Genomic DNA, 19,105 nt, shown 5'->3' with positions numbered 1-19,105 from the left:
AGAATCTGCAAATAGGTAAGTATTGTTGTCTTTTTATCCCCGTGCGCTCTTTGTATAGGGGCGCAGCTAGGATGGGAGATGTTTCGTGGCCAAGCAACCCATGTTGAAATTCGTGACCGTCGACAAAGAGATGCCCGAGAAGCGTCCGCCGAATCTACGCCGGGAAGATTTCGGAGAAATTTACGGCGAATATGCGCGTGACAAGGCGTCGGAACAGGCGGGGCGGTGCAGCCAGTGCGGCGTGCCCTATTGCCAGTCGCATTGTCCGCTGCACAACAACATTCCTGATTGGCTCAAGCTGACCGCCGAAGGGCGGCTGCAGGAAGCCTATGAGCTGAGCCAGGCGACCAACACCTTTCCCGAGATCTGTGGCCGGATCTGCCCGCAGGACCGTCTGTGCGAAGGCAATTGCGTCATCGAGCAATCGGGCCATGGCACCGTCACGATCGGGTCGGTCGAGAAATACCTGACCGATACCGCCTGGGACGAAGGTTGGGTGAAGCCCATCGCGCCGTCGGTGGAACGCCCTGAATCCGTTGGGATCATCGGTGCGGGCCCCGGTGGTCTGGCCGCGGCCGACATGCTGCGCCGGGCCGGTCTGCAGGTCACGGTCTATGACCGCTACGACCGCGCGGGCGGGCTGATGACCTATGGCATTCCCGGATTCAAGCTGGAGAAGGATGTCGTGATGCGCCGCATCGCGCAGCTGGAAGCGGCGGGGATCGAGTTTGTCCAAAATTGCGACGTCGGCAGCTCGATCAGCTTTGACGCCATTCGCGGCAAGCATGATTTCGTGGTCATCGCGACCGGCGTCTACAAGTCGCGCGACCTGAACGCACCGGGTGTGGGCGCTGCGGGCATCGTGCGGGCGATCGACTATCTGACCGCGTCCAACCGCAAGAGTTTCGGCGATGAAGTGCCGGAATTCGAGAGCGGCGAATTGAACGCCAAGGGCAAGCGCGTCGTCGTGATCGGCGGTGGCGACACGGCGATGGATTGCGTGCGCACGGCGATCCGGCAGGATGCGGTCAGCGTCAAATGCCTGTATCGCCGCGACAAGGCGAACATGCCGGGAAGCCAGCGCGAAGTCGCCAATGCCGAGGAAGAAGGCGTTGATTTCGTATGGCTTTCCACGCCCAAGGGTTTTGCCGGCGGCGATGCCGTGGATGGCGTGATGGTGCAGAAGATGCGCCTGGGTCAGCCGGATGCGACGGGCCGTCAAAGCCCCGAGATCATTGAGGGCGCGGATTACGTCGAGGGCGCGGATCTTGTCATCAAGGCGCTGGGCTTCGAGCCCGAGGATCTTCCGACGCTTTGGGGTTGCCCGGAGCTGGAAGTGACGCGCTGGGGCACGATCAAGGCCAATTTCCGCACCCATGAAACCCAGATCCCCAATGTCTATGCCGTGGGCGATATCGTGCGGGGCGCGAGCCTTGTGGTCTGGGCGATCCGGGACGGGCGCGAGGCGGCCGAGGCGATCCTCGAGAAGCTGGCGGTCAGCGGCGCGGTCGCGGCGGAATGAGCGTTACGATCACGGCGTGCATCCGTAGGGATGCTGTCGTGATCGCGTAGTTACAGATGCACGACAGGCGCGGATGACCCGGTTCGGGATATGTCAGGAAGATTGACGGATATGACGACGAGAGCACAGCAGGGGACGACAGGCGCGATTTTCGCGCTGGCCTCCGGCTGCGCGCTTGCCGTCTTTACGCTTTCTTCACCAGAACCTGCATCGGCGCAGGGCGAGCCCGAGCTGTTCCAGGTGCCGCCCGGATGCACCGCCTTTCTGACGGTTCAGGCGCGGGGCTGCATGGTCAGCCATCACTGGACCTGCGAGGCCGATCCGCCGGGCACGCAGTGGCGCGCCTCGCTCGACGAGGACAGCGCGTTCTACCTGAGCTTTACCGATGCGGAATTCCGGTGGCTGCGCAGTTGGGATCTGCGCGGTGGCGGGTCCACCATCCTGGTCGAGCCCGAGGAAGACCCTGCAAGCCTGAGCGAATTGCTGGAAACCGGCAGCGACACGATGGTGTTCAGCACGGTCACGACCTCGAATTTCGGGACGTTCCAGCGCGATTACACCGGGTTCGACCGGCTGACCGGGGACGAGATCACCGTCGATGGCCGGACGCTGGCCGTGACCGAGTTTTCCTATCAATACCCGTCGGATGGGGGCACGCGCCGCGTTCAGGGCAACCAGTTCGTCCATGAAGGCTGGCGATTGTTCTTTGGCGGTCTGGAAACCGTGACCGACGCCAGCGGCGAAAGCTTCGAATACAACAGCAGCCCGATGGAATTCGCCGAACCCGGCGAGCCGGGCTTTTTGACGCTGCAACCGATCTACGATTGCGGCGAGATGTTCAGCGGCTTGCCCCGCTCTGACCAATCGATTTCCGACCAGATTTTCCGGGTCCTCGCGCATGAGGCGATGCCCGGCCCGAACGGAGGGACTGACCATGACGACCTATGACGCCACCTGGGTTGCAGCCGAGGAAGCCAAGCGCCAGTGGATGGCCGAGAACAGCCTGTACCGCGACGAGGATGAACATTCGTCCTGCGGTGTGGGGCTTGTCGTGTCCATCGACGGGAAACCGTCGCGCAAGGTCGTGGAAAACGGGATCAACGCGCTGAAGGCGGTCTGGCACCGGGGCGCTGTCGATGCCGATGGCAAGACGGGCGACGGTGCGGGCATCCATGTGCAGATCCCGGTCCAGTTCTTTTACGACCAGGTCCGCCGCACCGGGCATGAGCCGCGCAAGGACGAGCTGATGGCCGTGGGCCAGGTTTTCCTGCCGCGCACCAATTTCGCGGCGCAGGAAACCTGCCGGACCATCGTGGAATCCGAAGTGCTGCGGATGGGCCATTACATCTATGGCTGGCGCCATGTGCCGGTGGATGTGTCGGTTCTGGGGGACAAGGCCAATGCGACCCGCCCCGAGATCGAGCAGATCATCATCTCGAACGCCAAGGGCGTGGATGTGGAGACCTTCGAGCGGGAGCTTTACGTCATCCGCCGCCGGATCGAGAAAGCCGCCCAGGCCGCAGGGATCAAGGAATTGTACCTGTGCAGCTTTTCGTGCCGGTCGATCATCTACAAGGGCATGATGCTGGCCCAAGACGTGGCCGAATTCTATCCCGACCTGAAGGACGAGCGCTTCGAGAGCGCATTCGCGATCTATCACCAGCGCTATTCCACCAACACCTTTCCGCAGTGGTGGTTGGCGCAGCCGTTCCGGATGCTCGCGCATAACGGCGAGATCAACACGCTCAAGGGCAACGTCAACTGGATGAAGAGCCACGAGATCCGCATGGCCTCGACCTATTTCGGGGAGATGGCCGAGGATATCAAGCCGATCATCCCGCAAGGCTCGAGCGATTCGGGCGCGCTGGATGCCGTGTTCGAGGTGCTGGTGCGCGCGGGCCGGATCGCGCCCATGGCCAAGACGATGCTGGTGCCCGAGGCCTGGTCGAACACCGCGACCGAGCTGCCCAAGGCGTGGCAGGACATGTATTCCTACTGCAATTCCGTGATGGAGCCCTGGGACGGACCCGCCGCGCTGGCCATGACCGATGGGCGCTGGGTTTGTGCGGGTCTGGACCGGAACGGTCTGCGGCCCATGCGCTATGTCGTGACGGGTGAGGGGATGCTGATCGCCGGGTCCGAGGCCGGGATGGTTCCGGTGAACGAGGCGACCGTGGTGGAAAAGGGCGCGCTTGGCCCGGGCCAGATGATCGCGGTCGACATGACCGAGGGCAAGCTGTTCCACGACACCGAGATGAAGGACAAGCTGGCGGCCTCGCGCCCCTTTGGGGATTGGGTCGGCAAGATCGTGGACCTGGCCGCCGAGACCGAGGGCGCGAGCGAAAGGACGCTGTTCGAGGGCACCGAGCTGCGCCGCCGCCAGGTCGCGGCGGGCTATACGCTGGAAGAGCTGGAGCAGATCCTTGCGCCCATGGCCGAGGATGGCAAGGAGGCGCTGGCCTCGATGGGGGACGACACGCCGGCGGCGGTTCTGTCGAGCATCTACCGCCCGCTGTCGCATTATTTCCGGCAGAATTTCAGCCAGGTGACCAACCCGCCCATCGACAGTTTGCGGGAATACCGGGTGATGAGCCTCAAGACCCGGTTCGGCAACCTCAAGAACGTGCTGGATGAGGACTCGAGCCAGACCGAGATCCTGGTCCTGGAAAGCCCCTTTGTCGCCAATGCCCAGTTCGAGGCGATGGTGCGCCATTTCAACGCCGAGCATGTCACGATCGACTGCACCTTCCCGGCGGGGGGCAAGCCCGATGCGCTGCGCGAGGGGCTGGAGCGGATCCGCCACGAGGCGGAAGATGCCGTGCGGTCCGGCGCGGGTCACATCATCCTGACCGATCAGGAGCAGGGTGACGGGCGCGTGGCGATGCCGATGATCCTTGCCACCAGTGCGGTGCATTCGTGGCTGACGCGGCAGGGGCTGCGCACCTTCTGTTCGCTGAACGTGCGGTCGGCCGAATGCATCGACCCGCATTATTTCGCGGTCCTGGTGGGCTGTGGGGCGACGACGGTCAACGCCTACCTGGCGCAGGATTCGATTGCCGACCGGATCAATCGCGGCCTGATCGAGGGCACGCTGACCGAAGCCATGGCGCGCTATCGCGCCGCGGTCGATGCGGGCCTGCTCAAGATCATGTCGAAGATGGGGATTTCGGTGATTTCCTCGTATCGGGGGGGTCTGAACTTCGAGGCTGTGGGCCTGTCCCGTGCGATGGTCGCGGAATATTTCCCCGGCATGCTGTCGCGCATCTCGGGGATCGGGGTCAGCGGTCTGCAGAAGAAGGCCGAGGAGGTTCACGCCAAGGGATTCCTGCGCGGCGAGGGCGTGTTGCCCATCGGCGGGTTCTACAAGGCGCGGCGGTCGGGCGAAAAGCACGCCTGGGAAGCGACCTCGATGCACATGCTGCAAGAGGCCTGCAACCGCGCGTCCTATAGCCTGTGGAAGCAATATTCCGAGAAGATGCGGAGCAATCCGCCGATCCACCTGCGCGATCTGCTGGACATCAAGCCGCTGGGCGCGCCGGTGCCGATCGAGGAGGTGGAAAGCATCACCTCGATCCGCAAGCGGTTCGTGACGCCGGGGATGAGCCTTGGCGCGCTGTCGCCCGAGGCGCACAAGACGCTGAACGTGGCGATGAACCGGATCGGCGCGAAATCGGATTCGGGCGAGGGCGGCGAAGATCCGGCGCATTTCGTGCCGGAGCCCAATGGCGACAACCCGAGCGCCAAGATCAAGCAGGTCGCATCGGGCCGGTTCGGCGTGACCGCCGAATACCTGAACCATTGCGAAGAGCTGGAGATCAAGGTCGCGCAAGGGGCCAAGCCCGGCGAGGGTGGCCAGCTGCCCGGCATGAAGGTGACGGAACTCATCGCGCGTCTGCGGCATTCGACCAAGGGCGTGACGCTGATTTCGCCCCCGCCGCATCACGACATCTATTCGATCGAGGATCTGGCGCAGCTGATCTATGACCTCAAGCAGATCAACCCGCGCGCCAAGGTGACGGTGAAGCTGGTGGCATCGAGCGGCGTCGGCACGATTGCCGCCGGTGTCGCCAAGGCCAAGGCGGATATCATCCTGATCTCGGGCCACAACGGCGGCACGGGGGCCAGCCCCGCGACCTCGATCAAATATGCGGGTCTGCCCTGGGAAATGGGTCTGACCGAGGCGCACCAGGTTCTGGCGATGAACAACCTGCGCGACCGGATCACGCTGCGCACCGATGGCGGTCTGCGCACCGGGCGCGACATCGTCATGGCCGCGATGATGGGAGCCGAGGAATACGGGATCGGCACCGCCGCCCTGATCGCCATGGGCTGCATCATGGTGCGCCAGTGCCAGTCCAACACCTGTCCCGTGGGGGTCTGCACGCAGGATGAACGGCTGCGGGCCAAGTTCACCGGCAATGCGGACAAGGTGGTGAACCTGATCACCTTCTACGCGCAGGAGGTTCGGGAAATCCTTGCCTCCATCGGGGCGCGGAGCCTCGATGACGTGATCGGGCGCGCCGACCTGCTGACGCAGGTGTCGCGCGGGGCGGCGCATCTGGATGATCTGGATCTCAACCCGATGCTGATCACCGTCGATGGGGCGCAGAAGATCAAGTACGACCGCAACAAGCCGCGCAATGTGGTGCCCGATACGCTGGACGCGCAGATCGTGGCCGATGCGAGCCGGTTCTTGCAGGATGGCGAGAAGATGCAGCTGTCTTATGCGGTGCAGAACACGCTGCGCACCATCGGGACGCGGACCTCGAGTCATATCGTGCAGGCGTTCGGGATGCGCAACGCGCTGCAGCCCGACCATCTGACGGTCAAGCTGCAGGGGTCGGCGGGGCAATCGCTGGGGGCCTTTGCCGCGCCGGGGCTGAAGCTGGAAGTGACGGGCGACAGCAACGATTATGTCGGCAAGGGTCTGTCGGGGGGCACCATCGTGGTCAAACCCGTGCAGGACAGCCCGCTGGTCGCGCATGAGAACGTGATCATCGGCAATACGGTGCTGTACGGGGCGACCGATGGCTACCTGTTTGCCGCCGGTCGTGCGGGCGAGCGGTTCGCCGTGCGCAATTCGGGGGCCAAGGTCGTGGTCGAGGGCTGCGGGTCGAATGGCTGCGAATACATGACCGGCGGCGTTGCCGTCATTCTGGGTCGGATCGGGGCCAATTTCGGCGCCGGGATGACCGGGGGCATGGCGTATCTGTATGACCCCGAGGGGATCGCGCGGGTGAACATGAACCTCGAGACGCTGGTGACCTGCCCGGTCACGGTGGCGCATTGGGAGAACCAGTTGAAGGGTCTGATCGAGGCGCATCTGCGCGAGACCGGATCGCGGCGCGCGGCCGATATCCTCCAGCATTGGGAGATGGAGCGCGGCAATTTCCTGCAGGTTTGCCCCAAGGAGATGCTGGACAAGCTGTCCCATCCGATCACCCAGGAGGCGGCGGCCGTTCCGGCGGAGTAACCGCGCGCCTCATCGGCCATGCGGCCTTTTCGGCGGGGTCATCGCGTGGGTGCGATGGCCCCGTCGGCGTTCCGGGGGGAGGGTTCTTGCAAGGAGGCCGTTTGCTGGCAAGTCTGCCCGCAAACAGGCCTGTTCCAGCCTGTGCGAGTCGTCCAGCGCGTCAAGGACAAGCCGCCCTTGGCGGTGCCTGCGGCATCCTTGACCCGCTGGCCAACTCACGCGGTGACGAAATCGGTCTTTGCGTAGCCCTGGATATAGAGAAGCGTGGTCAGGTCGCCGTGGTTGATCGCATGGGCGGCCTGTGCCTGCACCACGGGTTTGGCATGGACCGCGACCCCCAGCCCTGCGCGCGTGAGCATGCCGAGGTCATTGGCCCCGTCGCCGATGGCGAGCACATCGCCCTCGGTGATGGCGAGTTTCGTGGTCAGATCCTCGAGCGCTGCGACCTTGGCCTCGCGGCCCAGGATCGGTTCGGCGACCGTGCCGGTCAGTTTGCTCTGATCGACATGGAGGGTGTTGGCGCGGTGTTCCTGAAAGCCGAGCTTTTCGGCCACGGCGGCGGTGAAGGCGGTGAAGCCCCCCGAAACAAGCGCGGCATAGGCCCCGTTGGCGCGCATCGTGGCGACAAGCGTCGCGCCGCCGGGCATCATGGTGATGCGGGTGGCCAGAACATCGGCGATGACGGTTTCGGGCAGGCCCGCGAGCAGCGCCACGCGTTCCTTCAGCGCCGCCTCGAAATCCAGTTCGCCGTTCATGGCGCGCGCGGTGATGGCCGCGACCTTTGCCCCGATGCCGGCGGCGGCGGCCAGTTCGTCGATGCATTCCTGCTGGATCATGGTCGAATCCATATCGGCCAGAAGCAGTTTCTTGCGGCGGCCCGCGCTGGGCTGGCAGACGAGATCGACGCCTTCGGCGCTCAGGCTCGCGCGGATCTCGTCTAGGTTCCGGGGCGGTTTGGGCAGGCTGAATTCGGCGGCGGAATTGGGGTCGAGCCAGATGGCATCGCCGCCGCCGAGCGCGTCGCGCAGCGCACGGACCAGCGCCGGGTCGAGGATCATCGCGGGATTCGTGACAAGCGTGAGGGTGAACATCGCTGGGTCGCTCCGGGGTTTCGGCGGCATAGACCATGAAGCGGCGACGCTGGCCAGTGGCTTTGGCTGTTGGCGGGGCAAGGCGTGCTGCTATGTGTCGGGGAGGTTGGTGTGACGGGTGGCGGCATGAAACAGGCGATCGTGGCAGGCGTGGCGGTGCTGTGCATCGCGCTGGGTCTTTGGGGGCTGGAAGCGCCGCGCGCGGGGCTTGCCATCTCGCAGGACCGCGTGGGCGAGACGCCCGTCACCGTGATGCGCCTGCCCGAGGCGGAAGGGCCGGTGGTGGTCATCGCGCATGGCTTTGCCGGATCGCGGCAGTTGATGGCCGCCTGGCAGCTGAGCCTTGCGCGGGCGGGGTTCATCACCGTCAGTTTCGATTTCGAGGGGCATGGCCGCAACCCGGTGCCGATGTCGGGCGATGTAAGCAGCATCGACGGGACGACACGGTTGTTGATGGCGGAAACCGCGCGCGTGACGGATTACGCGGTGGCTCTGCCCGGTGCGGAGCCGCATGTGGCGCTGGTGGGGCATTCCATGGCCTCGGACATCGTGGTGCGACAGGGGCTGGCCGATGCGCGGGTCGCGGCGATCGTGGGCATCTCGATTTTCAGCCAGGCGGTGACGGCGGAGGAACCGGCCAACCTGTTGATGCTGAACGGGGCCTGGGAAGGCGCGTTGCGCGGGGAAGCGCAGCGGGTGATGGCCGATCTGGGCGCGACCGAGGGGGAGACGGTCGGCACTCCGGGAGAGGGTTTCGCCCGCCGGGCCGAGGCCGTGCCGTTTGTGGAGCATGTGGGGGTGCTGTATGCGCCCGCAGGGATCGAGAGCGGCATCGACTGGATCGCGGCAAGTTTCGGGATGGTGCCGCAGGCGGGCGCGGTGGCGCTTGGCCCCTGGATCATCCTGACCCTGTTCGGAATCGTGCTGCTTGTCCTGCCTGCGGCGCGGCTTTTGCCCGAGGGGCCGGCGCCCTGGCACCCGGAGCGGGGGATGTTCTGGGCGCTGGCGGTGTTGCCCGCGCTGGTGGCACCGGGTCTGCTCAGCCTGTTCGAGACAAGATTCCTGCCGGTTCTGGTGGCCGATTACCTGGCGCTGCACCTGGCGCTTTATGGCGCGCTGGTGCTGGGTGGGGCGGCCTGGGCCGGGGGGATGCCTGTGCGGCGGGGGATCTGGCTGGGGCTGGGCCTGGCGGTTTACGGGATCGTCGTCTTTGGCGGGATCATGGATCGCTACGTGGGCAGTTTCGTGCCGCATCCGGGCCGGTTGGCGGTGATCGCCGCGATCTTGCCGGGGGCGGTTCTGGCGATGCTGGCCGATGCGGTCTTGTCGGAGGCGACGCGCGCCGCGCTGTGGCGGCGGGTGGTGGCGCGGGGGATGTTCCTGATCTCGCTCGGGATCGCGGTGGCGCTGGATTTCGAGCGGTTGTTTTTCCTGATCCTGATCCTGCCGGTGATCGGCTTGTTCTACCTGAGCTACGGGATGATGGGGCGGTTCCTGGGCAAGCGGACCGGATCGGTGGTGGCGGTTGGTGTCGGCCTGGGGGTGATCCTGGGCTGGGCGCTGGGCGTCACATTCCCGATGTTCGACCCGGGTGTGTGAGCGGGGAAAGGGGGCTCTGCCCCCGCCCCTTCGGGGCTCCCCCGGGATATTTTTGAAACAGAGAAGAGATCAGGGGGCGATCCATTGGCCCTGCCAGTCGCTGTCGGCGCGGTAGCGGGCGCGGCGGTGCGGATCGGTCAGGAGAAGCGCGTCGATGTCCGTCAGGTGGCAGAGGATGCGGGTGAAGCGCGCGGGATCGCCGGTGCCGGGACCCGTGTCGCCGGACAGGGGCGTGCCGGGGGCAAGGCCGCCGTAATTCGTCTGAGCCTCGGGCGGGAGAGTGGCGAAGATCGCGGGATCGCCGGGGGCGAGCCTGGCCATGGTACGGGCGCGGATCTGGAGCCGGGCCTTGGGCAGCCAGACATGGAGGGCGGCACGGGGGTCGGCCGTGATCTGCGCGGCCTTGGGGCTGGCGGCATCGGTGTGGAGTTCGAGAAGGCAGGCCGCCCGGTCGATCCGGCGCAGGACGAGAGTGCGCAGCTCGGGCCCCTCGGGGCCAAGCGTGGCGAGCGTGGGATGGCGCGCGGGGTGGTGGCGGTCGGCGATGCCACGGGCGAGATGTTGCCAAACCGTCTCTAACAAGCCGTGCAGGGTCTGATCATTCATATCCCGTCATCTCCAGGTAGCCGCGGCCGGGGTGTGTGCCCTGCATCCGGATGGGTCCTTCCCAATAGGATACGGAGACATCCATCCAGGATTGCGGGTTCAGGGCGGTGGTGGTCACATCGAGGCCGCGATCGGGCAATGCGATGCGCCATTCGGTCGGCACCTGCCGCCCCGCGACTTCGCTGGTGGCAAGCGGCGTCATCGTCAGCGCGCCGTCAGGATAGCTTTGGCTGGTGCCGTCGGGGTCGATCCATGTGGCGGCGGTATAGGCCGAGCCATCGGTCTGGCGCAGGGTGAAGCCCATCAGCCGCGCGCCCGTGTCGAATTGGAGCGAGACCCAATCCCAGCCTTGCTGCTGTTCCGACAAGGGTTGGGAGGACCATTCGCGGTCAAGCCATGCGGAGCCGGTGACGGGGATATCCCCCTCGGGCAGGGAGAGCGTGCCGGTGACGCTGTAGAAGGGTTGCGAATAGTAATAGCTGGCCTGTCCTTGGGCGGATTTCACGGAAAAGCCGCCCTCGCCATGGAACACGAGCGGGCCGTTGGCGACAAGGTCGAGCGCATAGGCGAAATCATCGCCGCGCGCGGTGACCTGCAGGGCATCGAGCGCATCGGCGGCTTGCACGTCGGTCGCGGTCATCTGCCAATCGTCGATCCATGCGGAAAAGGGCGCGGGCTGCGCCCCGGCCTGACCGATGCCGCCGCGCGCGAGGCGTTCGGCGCTGAAATGCGCCCGGGGCGTGGTCAGGCCCGCGTGACCCATCCAGAGCTGCGGAGCCTCCCACCCCTGCGCGGTGCGCGGGGCAAGGGCGGAGCGGAAGAGCGTCCATTGCACGCCGTAATCGGTGCCGTCCGGGCCGGTCAGGGTGGCGGTCAGGTACCACCATTCGATGCGGTAATCGGGGTGCGGTCCGTGATCTTGCGGAAAGGTGAAGCTGGCGGGGCGCTGGGGCACGGCGAAGCCATCGGCGGCGGTGCCGAGCCCGGCGAAGCCCTGCGCCCGGAGCGGAGAGGCGAGAGCGACGAGGGCGGCAAGGGCTGCAAGGCAAAGGGCCTGCGTTTTGGCGTGGATGCTAGCGTTCATGGGCAAAGACCTTGAGCAGGGTTGCGGGCGCCGTGCGGGACAGCCGCCATGCCGGCAGGGCGGCGGCGAGGGTGGCGGCCAGAAGCGCCAGACCGAAGAGCCGAAGCCAATCGCCGGGGAACAGCGACATGGGCAGGCGCCAGCCGAAGGCTTCGACGTTCACGATGGCCAGAAGCACCCAGGCAAGGCAGAGCCCCACGGGCAGCGCCAGGACAAAGGTCAAGGTGGCAAGGATCAGGCTGCGCAGGATCTCGAACCGGGCAAGCCGCGCCCGCGTCAGGCCAAGCGCCCAGACCGGGGCGAGTTGCGGCAGGCGCATCCCCGCCAAGGTCAAAAGGCTGGTCAAAAGCGCGAAACCCGCCACGCCGAGCGTCAGGATGTTGAGCGCATCGGTGATCCGGAACGTCTGTTCGAAGACCTGAAGCGAGAAACGCTTGATCTGGGCCTGGTTCACGACCGCTTCGGTCGGCAGGCCGAAGTCTTCCCGCAGGGCGGTGGCCAGCGCCGGGGCGCTTTCGGGGGCGATGCGCAGGGCAAAGCGGGTTTGCGGGACGTCAGGAAACGTGTCTGCAAAGCGGTTCAGACCCAGAATGGCCTGGGCTGCCGGGTTGCCGTAATCGGAATAGACACCGACGATGGGCAGGGTGAGGCCGGGGGCGAGCGCCAGGTCATCGCCCAGCTCCAGATCGGTGAAGCGGGCGAGTTGTTCGTTGATCAAGACGCCCGTGCCGGCCGCGAGCCTGTCCCAAGTATCGGGGAGGGCCTGCAACAGGGGCCAGTTTTCGCGGAAGGTGGCATGGTCGGCCTGGCCGAAGATCTCGCCCGGGCGACCGGCGAGGGGCTGGTCGATGCTGGTGATGGGCAGGATCGCCGTGACCTGACCGTCGAGAAAGGCGCGCAGGCGCAGGCTTTCCTCGGGCGTGGCGGTGGTGACGTAAAGTTCGGGGGCAAGGCGCTGGTCGAGCCAACCGGTGAAGGTGCCGCGAAAGGACCCGACCATGGTCGAGACGCCGATATTGGCGGCCAAGGCCAGCAAGAGCGCCATCAGGGCAAGGGACAGGCCCGGCAGCTGCTGGCGCGTGTCGGCAAAGAGCCATTCGGCCAGCGCGCCCCGCGCCCGGTGGCTGGCGAGCCGCAGGATCAGACCAAGCGTTGCGGGCAGGATCAGCGCGGCCCCCAGCAAGAGCGCCGCGAGCGTGGCAAAGCCCGCCAGGAGCGAGCCGCCCCAGAGCGCAAGGCCAAGGCCAAGCGCCAGCAAGGCCAGCGCCGCGCCCGCCTGCCTGCGCATCGCGCGGGCTGATGCCATGGCCCAGGCGCGGGGATTGGCGGGGGCAAGGATGGGCATGGCGGCTGTCCGCCGCAGCGCCTGCGCGCCCGCGAAACCCGCGCCCGCCAGCGTCATGCCAAGGGCGGCCAGGGCCCAGACAGGGTCGAACCCAAGTGTTCCGGGGATTTCGGCACCATAAAGCCCGCGCAGGGTGCCCGCGACGCCCGGCATCAGCGCCGCCGCGATGGCATAGCCGAGGACGAGGCCCAGAAGCCCGGAGAACAGGGCCAAAAGCGCCAGTTCGACACTGAGCGCAACAAGGGTCGTGCGCAGCGGCAGGCCAAGGGCGCGGAGCGTGCGCAGGGTCGCGCGGCGTTGTTCGAAGGCAAGGCCGATGGCGGCATGAACGATGAAGAGACCCACGGCAAAGGACAGGAGGCCGAAGGCGGTCAGGTTCAGGTGGAAACTGTCGGTGAGGCGGCTGATGTCGGTGGCGCTGTCGGGGGGCTGCAGCCGGAGGTTTGACGCCTGTTCCAGCGGGGGCAGGCCCGCGGGCTGGGTCGGGGCCACCAGCAGGTAGCTGGGATCGTCCTGCCCCAGAAGGCGCGCGGCGGTCGAGATGTCGGTGATCGCGGCACCGGGCGGAATGCCCCCGCGCGTCACCTGCGGCGGCAGGCCGGATGGCAGCGGGCCGGATGCCGTCTCGGGCGAGATGAGCAAGAGGCCCGGCGCGGTGAAAAAGGCGGCCAGATCGAGTGAGTCGTCCTGCAGGGCGGGGGCGGAAGCCTCGGGCGGGGCGGTGAGGGGGTCGATGCCCAGAAGGCGCAAGCGCGCCTCGGTGCTGCGCAATTCGCCCGAGATCACGGGAGAGACCAGATAGCCCGCGCGGCGCAGGGCGAGATAGGTCTCGAGCGGCAGGGGGCGGCCATCCTGGGTCACGAGGCGCGCAAGCCGGTCCTGTCCCAGCGTGGCCGCAGCCTCGGCATAGCTGGCGCGGGCCTCGGTGTTGATGGCCTGCACTCCGGACCAGAGTGCGGTGGCGAGCGCGAGGCCCGCGATCAGCGCGGCAAGCTGGCCGGGATGGCGTCGCCAATGGGAAAACAGGGTCGAAAGAGCCGTGTAGAGCATGTCACGGACCCGGTGGCGGGTCGGTCAGGCGGCCCCGTGACAGGTGCAGGCGGCGGTCGAGCCGCGCGGCGAGCCGGGTGGAATGGGTGACCATCATCAGCGCTGCGCCGGTTTCGCCGACGAGCTCGAGCAGCAGGTCGAGCACGGCATCGCCCGTTGCCTCGTCCAGGTTGCCGGTCGGCTCGTCGGCAAGGATCAGCGCGGGGCGGTTGGCAAGCGCGCGGGCGATGGCCACGCGCTGTTGCTGGCCGCCGGACAATTCCTCGGGGTAGCGGGTGGCAAGCCGGTCTATCCCGAGGCGCTGGGCCAGCATGGCGCAATGCGCGGGGTCGTGGCGGCCGGACAGCCGGGCCTGAAAGGCGATGTTGCCCGTCACGGTGAGGGAGGGGATCAGGTTGAATTGCTGGAAGACAAGGCCGATACGGTCGCGGCGGATGCGGGCGCGGGCGGCATCGTCCAGCGTGGTGATATCCACACCGTCGAGCGCGATGCTGCCCCCGTCCGGTTGGTCGAGGGCTGCGGCCAGGTGCATCAGCGTGCTTTTGCCCGAGCCGCTTTCGCCCGTCAGCGCGAGCGTCTGGCCAGCGTCGAGCGCAAGGGACACGCCCCTGAGCACGTCGATCGGCCCATAGGATTTGGTCAGTTTGTCGATGGTCAGCAAGATGCCCATGGCGGTCTACCTAGCAGCCGTGCGCCCCAGTGAAAGGGTCGGATGCCTGCGGCAAACAGCCGGTCGGGAGTGTTGCATCCGGGCGCGGCTTCGGCCTTGGTAGCGGCAAGAGGGAGGGAACCGCCATGAAGATCACCGATTGGGACGATGCCTATGCCAATGCCGCGCATATTCCGGGGGCGGAGCGGTTCCTGAGCGAATGGCCGGTGCGGACCGAAACCCTGCGCGCCAAGGTTGCGCCGGTGATCCTGCACTATGGGGAGGGGGCGCGGCAGGTGATCGATCTCTATCGACCCGAAAGTGCCGTGCAGGGTCTTACGATCATCGTTCACGGTGGCTACTGGATGCGGTTTTCACCCGATGAATTCGGCTTTCTGGCCGAGGGGCCATTGGCGCATGGGCAAGCGGTGGCGATGGTGCGCTACACGCTCGCCCCCGAGGTGCGGATCGCCGAGATCACGGCCGAGGTCGCCGCCGCCGTCGCGGTCGCGGCACGGGAGGTTCCGGGCCCGATCCGGCTGACCGGGCATTCGGCGGGTGGGCATCTGGTGACGCGGATGGTCTGCGCCGATGTGTTGCCCGAGGAATTGGCGCGGCGGATCGTGCATGTCGTGTCGGTGTCGGGGGTGCATGACCTGCGCCCGCTTTTGCGGACACAGATGAACGCGACCCTGCGGCTTGATCCGGCGGAGGCCCTGGCCGAAAGCCCCGCCCTGTTGATCCCGCGCGAGGGGATCCGCGTGACCTGCGCCGTGGGTGGGCAGGAGCGGCCGGAATTCATCCGCCAGAACGATCTGCTTGCGAATGTCTGGCAGGGGCTTGGGGCCGATATGGGGGCGCTGCATCTGCCGGGGGTGCACCATTTCGACGTGATCGACGCGCTGGCCGACCCCGACGGGGTGCTGACCCGCTGTCTGCTGGATCAGAGCCGGGCGTAAAGCTCGCCTATGGCGGTCTTGAGGCAGGCGCGATCCTCGGGGCCGAGATCGTCGAGAATGGTTGATTCGACATCCCGTGCGGCGACGCGCAGGCGCGCCACTTCCTCGGTGCCCTTGTCGCTGAGTTGGACCACCAGCCGCCGCCGGTCCGCCGTGTCGCGGACGACGTGGATCATGTCGAGGTCTTCCAGCCGCCGCTGTGCCCGGCTGACCCGGGCGGCATCCATCGCCGTCAGGCTGCACAATTCATGGCTGGAACAGGGTTGATGCGCGGGCAGCGCCATCATGATGCGCCATTCCGGAACCTGAAGGCCGGTTGCCCCCATGATGCGCTGAAAGGCGCGCGAGGCGATGACCGACATCTGAAAGGGCAGGAAGTCGGTCAGGTCGAAGGAAAGGGTTTGGGCCTGGTCTCTCACGCGCCTACCGATTGTGCCGGAGTTAGGTCTTACATCTTTGAGTTTAGCGCGCCGTCATGTCGATCGGCAAGCATAATGTCAGACTTGATGGACATCTAAGCTGTTTGATCGACTGGACAGTGACAACTACCTACGGTTGCAACGTGTACAGAAGACTCGCCGACAGGCCATGGACGCGATGCCGCAGGCGCGCAAACCGGCGCTCTGTCGCGCAAAGTTTCCGATGGTGAACGGGCATCGCCGCATCCGGTCGGAAACCGACCATTCGACCGCATTTTCCGTCTTGTCGCTGTGTCGCAAGCCCCGTATGTGCGGCGGTGGGACACCCCTCCCCAACGAGGGGCGTATATCTGTGAGGGTATCACATCATGGCACTTGAACACTCGGCGTCACACGGCGCCGTGCGCAAACCTGAACACCGGCCGGTCAATCCGCGGTTTTCTTCTGGACCCTGCGCAAAACCCCCCGTTTATTCGTTGGACCTGCTTGCCGATGCGCCGCTTGGGCGCTCGCATCGCGCGGCTGTCGGCAAGGCCAAGCTGAAGGCCGCCATCGAGCTGACGCGCGAGATCCTGGGCGTTCCGGCCGATTACCGCATCGGGATCGTGCCCGCGTCGGATACGGGTGCCGTGGAAATGGCGATGTGGTCGCTGTTGGGCGCACGGCCCTGCACTATGATCGCATGGGAAAGTTTCGGCGAAGGCTGGGTTTCGGACGCGGTCAAGCAGCTGAAGCTGGATGCCAAGGTGCTGAAGGCCGACTACGGCCATATCGTGGATTTCGCCGAGGTCGATTTCGACACGGATGTCGTGTTCACCTGGAACGGCACGACCTCGGGCGTGCGGCTGCCGGGTGGCGATGCGATCCCGGCGGATCGCGCGGGCCTGACCATTTGCGACGCGACGAGTGCGGCTTTTGCGCAGGATCTGCCGTGGGACAAGCTCGATGTCACCACCTTCTCCTGGCAGAAGGTGATGGGCGGCGAGGCTGCGCATGGCATGCTGATCCTGAGCCCCCGCGCGGTGGAGCGGCTAGAAAGCTACACCCCCGCATGGCCGATGCCCAAGATTTTCCGCATGACCAAGGGCGGCAAGCTGATCGAGGGGATTTTCGTCGGCGAGACGATCAACACGCCCTCGATGCTCGCGGTCGAGGATTACCTGGTCGCGTTGAACTGGGGCAAATCCATCGGCGGTATGCCGGCGCTGATGGCGCGGGCCGATGCCAATGCGAAGGCGATTTTCGAATTTTGCGCGGCGCGCGACTGGATCGACAACCTGGCCGTTGATCCGGCGACCCGGTCCAACACCAGCGTTTGCCTGAAATTCACCGATCCCCGGATCGCGGACGGCGCGGCATTCGCCAAGGCGGTGGCCAAGCGGCTGGAGGCCGAGGGCGTGGCGCTGGACGTGGGCGCCTATCGCGACGCGCCTCCGGGCCTGCGGATCTGGTGCGGGGCGACGGTCGAAACCTCGGATATCGAGGCGATGCTGCCCTGGCTTGACTGGGCGTTCCAGACCGAGATCGCGGCACTGGCCCAAGCGGCGTGAGCATCGGTGCGCCGTGACGGGCGCATTGTCTCCCTTTTTCCGAAATCGCAGGTGCGCCTGAAGGCGCACCCTACCCGACATCCCCAATCCGTAGGGTGCGCCTTCAGGCGCACCGCGACCCCATCATAAAGGACCAAACCCATGGCCCCCAAGGTTCTCATCTCCGACAGCCTGTCGGATGCAGCCGTCCAGATCTTCAAGGATCGCGGGATCGACGTGACCTTTGACGCGTCGATCGGCAAGGACAAGGACAAGCTCCTGTCGGTCATCCATGAATACGACGGCCTGGCCATCCGGTCGGCCAGCAAGGTCACCGAAAAGATCATCGCCGCGGCCACCAACCTCAAGGTGATCGGCCGCGCGGGCATCGGGGTCGACAATGTCGACATTCCAGAGGCGTCGAAAAAGGGCATCATCGTGATGAACACGCCCTTTGGGAATTCGATCACGACCGCCGAACATGCCATCGCGATGATGTTCGCCGTTGCACGGCAAATCCCCGAGGCCAATGCCTCGACCCATGCGGGCAAGTGGGAAAAGTCGCGCTTCATGGGCGTCGAGCTGACCGGCAAGGTGCTGGGCGTGATCGGTGCGGGCAATATCGGTTCGATCGTCTGCGACCGCGCGCGGGGCCTCAAGATGAAGGTCGTGGCCTATGATCCCTTCCTGTCGGAAGAGCGCGCCAAGCAGATGGGCGTGGCCAAGCTGGAACTGGAGGATCTGCTGGCGCAGGCCGATTTCATCACGCTGCACGTGCCCTATACGGAAAAGACCGCCAACATCCTGTCGGTCGAGAATCTGAAGAAGACGAAAAAGGGCGTGCGGATCATCAACTGCGCGCGCGGCGGCCTGGTGGACGAGGCGGCGCTGGCGGAATTGATCAAATCCGGCCATGTCGCGGGTGCGGCCTTCGACGTGTTCAAGGAAGAACCGGCGACGGAAAACCCGCTGTTCAACCTGCCCAATGTCGTCGTCACCCCGCATCTGGGCGCGGCCACGACCGAGGCGCAGGAAAACGTCGCGCTTCAGGTGGCCGAACAGATGGCCGATTACCTGCTGACCGGCGCGGTGTCGAACGCGCTCAACATGCCGTCGGTCACGGCGCAGGAGGCCGCGATCATGGGGCCGTGGCTGAAGCTTGCCGAACATCTGGGCGCATTCGTCGGCCAGCTGACCGACGAGCCGATCCAGTCCATCGAGGTAGTCTATAACGGCATCGCCAAGGACATGAACCTCAAGGCGCTGAATTGTGCCGCCATCGCGGGCGTGATGAAGGCCACGAACCCCGATGTGAACATGGTGTCTGCCCCGATCATGGCCAAGGAGCGGGGTGTCGAGATTTCGACCACCACGCAGGACAAGACCGGCGTTTTCGACGGCTATATCCGGCTGGTCGTGACCACGCCCACGCGGATGCGGTCCATCGCGGGCACGGTGTTCTCGGACGGCAAGCCGCGCTTCATCCAGATCAAGGGCATCAACATCGATGCCGAGATCGGGCAGCACATGCTTTACACCACCAACAAGGACGTGCCGGGTATCATCGGGACGCTGGGCCAGACCCTGGGCGAGAATGGCGTGAACATCGCCAATTTCACCCTTGGCCGGTCGGTGCGCGAGGGCGAGGCCATCGCGCTGTTGTATCTCGACGAACAGCCGCCCGTCGCGGTTCTGGACAAGCTCAAGGCCACGGGCCTGTTCCAGCAGGTTCGCCCGCTGCAGTTCGACGCGGCCTGATCCGCTGCGACCCCTTGGGCC

The 19,105-nt window shown here is 65.8% G+C and carries 13 protein-coding genes; 7 read left to right on the top strand and 6 right to left on the bottom strand.

Going from position 1 to position 19,105, the window contains the following annotated elements:
- Nucleotides 1–85 precede the first annotated feature (85 nt).
- The 3 genes from AABA51_RS16185 (at nt 86) to gltB (ending at nt 6,995) form a co-directional block, all read left to right on the top strand.
- Entirely contained in the window at nt 86–1,522 is a 1,437-nt protein-coding gene (locus AABA51_RS16185; protein WP_338273137.1) for an NAD(P)-dependent oxidoreductase, read from the top strand.
- 111 nt (nt 1,523–1,633) lie between these two features.
- Nucleotides 1,634–2,470, top strand: coding sequence for a hypothetical protein (locus tag AABA51_RS16180; RefSeq protein WP_338273136.1), 837 nt, complete (start codon nt 1,634–1,636; stop codon nt 2,468–2,470).
- On the top strand, nt 2,457–6,995 hold the full coding sequence (gene gltB / locus AABA51_RS16175; RefSeq protein WP_338273135.1) for a glutamate synthase large subunit: 4,539 nt from the start codon (nt 2,457–2,459) through the stop codon (nt 6,993–6,995). The genes AABA51_RS16180 and gltB overlap by 14 nt, the downstream gene beginning before the upstream one ends.
- A 215-nt stretch (nt 6,996–7,210) precedes the next feature.
- Here the strand turns inward: gltB and serB are convergent, their stop codons facing one another.
- Complete coding sequence (gene serB / locus AABA51_RS16170) at nt 7,211–8,086, bottom strand: phosphoserine phosphatase SerB (protein ID WP_338273134.1); 876 nt, start codon at nt 8,084–8,086, stop codon at nt 7,211–7,213.
- Between the two features lie 126 nt (nt 8,087–8,212).
- Here serB and AABA51_RS16165 point away from each other — a divergent pair, with 126 nt between their 5' ends.
- Complete coding sequence (locus tag AABA51_RS16165) at nt 8,213–9,685, top strand: alpha/beta hydrolase (protein WP_338273133.1); 1,473 nt, start codon at nt 8,213–8,215, stop codon at nt 9,683–9,685.
- Nucleotides 9,686–9,754: 69 nt separating this feature from the next.
- On the opposite strand, the gene AABA51_RS16160 is transcribed toward AABA51_RS16165, so the two are convergent.
- From AABA51_RS16160 to AABA51_RS16145, 4 genes are read right to left on the bottom strand one after another with little or no spacing between them, the layout of a single operon-like run.
- Nucleotides 9,755–10,291 (bottom strand): pyridoxamine 5'-phosphate oxidase family protein, encoded by a 537-nt coding sequence (locus tag AABA51_RS16160; protein ID WP_338273132.1) that lies wholly within the window; start codon nt 10,289–10,291, stop codon nt 9,755–9,757.
- Nucleotides 10,284–11,375, bottom strand: coding sequence for a lipocalin-like domain-containing protein (locus AABA51_RS16155; protein WP_338273131.1), 1,092 nt, complete (start codon nt 11,373–11,375; stop codon nt 10,284–10,286). Before AABA51_RS16155 ends, AABA51_RS16160 begins: the two co-directional genes overlap by 8 nt.
- A complete protein-coding gene (locus AABA51_RS16150) occupies nt 11,365–13,770 on the bottom strand; it encodes an FtsX-like permease family protein (protein ID WP_338273130.1) in 2,406 nt (801 codons plus the stop codon). The genes AABA51_RS16155 and AABA51_RS16150 overlap by 11 nt, the downstream gene beginning before the upstream one ends.
- A gap of 1 nt (nt 13,771) precedes the next feature.
- Nucleotides 13,772–14,440, bottom strand: a complete 669-nt coding sequence (locus AABA51_RS16145; RefSeq protein WP_338273129.1) for an ABC transporter ATP-binding protein — start codon at nt 14,438–14,440, stop codon at nt 13,772–13,774.
- Between the two features lie 125 nt (nt 14,441–14,565).
- Between AABA51_RS16145 and AABA51_RS16140 the strand changes: the two genes are divergently transcribed.
- Complete coding sequence (locus AABA51_RS16140; protein ID WP_338273128.1) at nt 14,566–15,378, top strand: alpha/beta hydrolase; 813 nt, start codon at nt 14,566–14,568, stop codon at nt 15,376–15,378.
- On the opposite strand, the gene AABA51_RS16135 is transcribed toward AABA51_RS16140, so the two are convergent.
- Complete coding sequence (locus AABA51_RS16135) at nt 15,363–15,797, bottom strand: MarR family winged helix-turn-helix transcriptional regulator (protein ID WP_338273127.1); 435 nt, start codon at nt 15,795–15,797, stop codon at nt 15,363–15,365. The two genes, AABA51_RS16140 and AABA51_RS16135, sit on opposite strands and share 16 nt — an antisense overlap.
- A 368-nt stretch (nt 15,798–16,165) precedes the next feature.
- On the opposite strand from AABA51_RS16135, the gene AABA51_RS16130 reads away from it, so the two are divergent.
- Both AABA51_RS16130 and serA read left to right on the top strand, forming a co-directional pair.
- Nucleotides 16,166–17,347, top strand: a complete 1,182-nt coding sequence (locus tag AABA51_RS16130) for a phosphoserine transaminase (protein ID WP_338273126.1) — start codon at nt 16,166–16,168, stop codon at nt 17,345–17,347.
- 141 nt (nt 17,348–17,488) lie between these two features.
- The gene (gene serA / locus AABA51_RS16125) at nt 17,489–19,084 is read left to right on the top strand and encodes a phosphoglycerate dehydrogenase (protein WP_338273125.1); all 1,596 of its coding nucleotides are present in this window, start codon (nt 17,489–17,491) and stop codon (nt 19,082–19,084) included.
- Nucleotides 19,085–19,105 lie beyond the last annotated feature (21 nt).

It is taken from the genome of Roseicyclus marinus (assembly GCF_036322625.1).
GTDB classification, from domain to species: domain Bacteria; phylum Pseudomonadota; class Alphaproteobacteria; order Rhodobacterales; family Rhodobacteraceae; genus Roseicyclus; species Roseicyclus marinus_A.
Note: the sequence above shows the minus strand (reverse complement) of the source record. Positions and strands in the feature narration are given on the sequence as shown.

Excerpts from the sequence above, each read along its gene's own strand:
- AABA51_RS16155 (WP_338273131.1), bottom strand. The coding sequence starts at position 11,375 with ATGAACGCTAGCATCCACGCCAAAACGCAGGCCCTTTGCCTTGCAGCC.
- AABA51_RS16165 (WP_338273133.1), top strand. The coding sequence starts at position 8,213 with ATGAAACAGGCGATCGTGGCAGGCGTGGCGGTGCTGTGCATCGCGCTG.
- AABA51_RS16145 (WP_338273129.1), bottom strand. The coding sequence starts at position 14,440 with ATGGGCATCTTGCTGACCATCGACAAACTGACCAAATCCTATGGGCCG.
- gltB (WP_338273135.1), top strand. The coding sequence starts at position 2,457 with ATGACGACCTATGACGCCACCTGGGTTGCAGCCGAGGAAGCCAAGCGC.
- serA (WP_338273125.1), top strand. The coding sequence starts at position 17,489 with ATGGCCCCCAAGGTTCTCATCTCCGACAGCCTGTCGGATGCAGCCGTC.
- AABA51_RS16150 (WP_338273130.1), bottom strand. The coding sequence starts at position 13,770 with ATGCTCTACACGGCTCTTTCGACCCTGTTTTCCCATTGGCGACGCCAT.
- AABA51_RS16180 (WP_338273136.1), top strand. The coding sequence starts at position 1,634 with ATGACGACGAGAGCACAGCAGGGGACGACAGGCGCGATTTTCGCGCTG.
- AABA51_RS16130 (WP_338273126.1), top strand. The coding sequence starts at position 16,166 with ATGGCACTTGAACACTCGGCGTCACACGGCGCCGTGCGCAAACCTGAA.
- AABA51_RS16140 (WP_338273128.1), top strand. The coding sequence starts at position 14,566 with ATGAAGATCACCGATTGGGACGATGCCTATGCCAATGCCGCGCATATT.
- AABA51_RS16160 (WP_338273132.1), bottom strand. The coding sequence starts at position 10,291 with ATGAATGATCAGACCCTGCACGGCTTGTTAGAGACGGTTTGGCAACAT.
- serB (WP_338273134.1), bottom strand. The coding sequence starts at position 8,086 with ATGTTCACCCTCACGCTTGTCACGAATCCCGCGATGATCCTCGACCCG.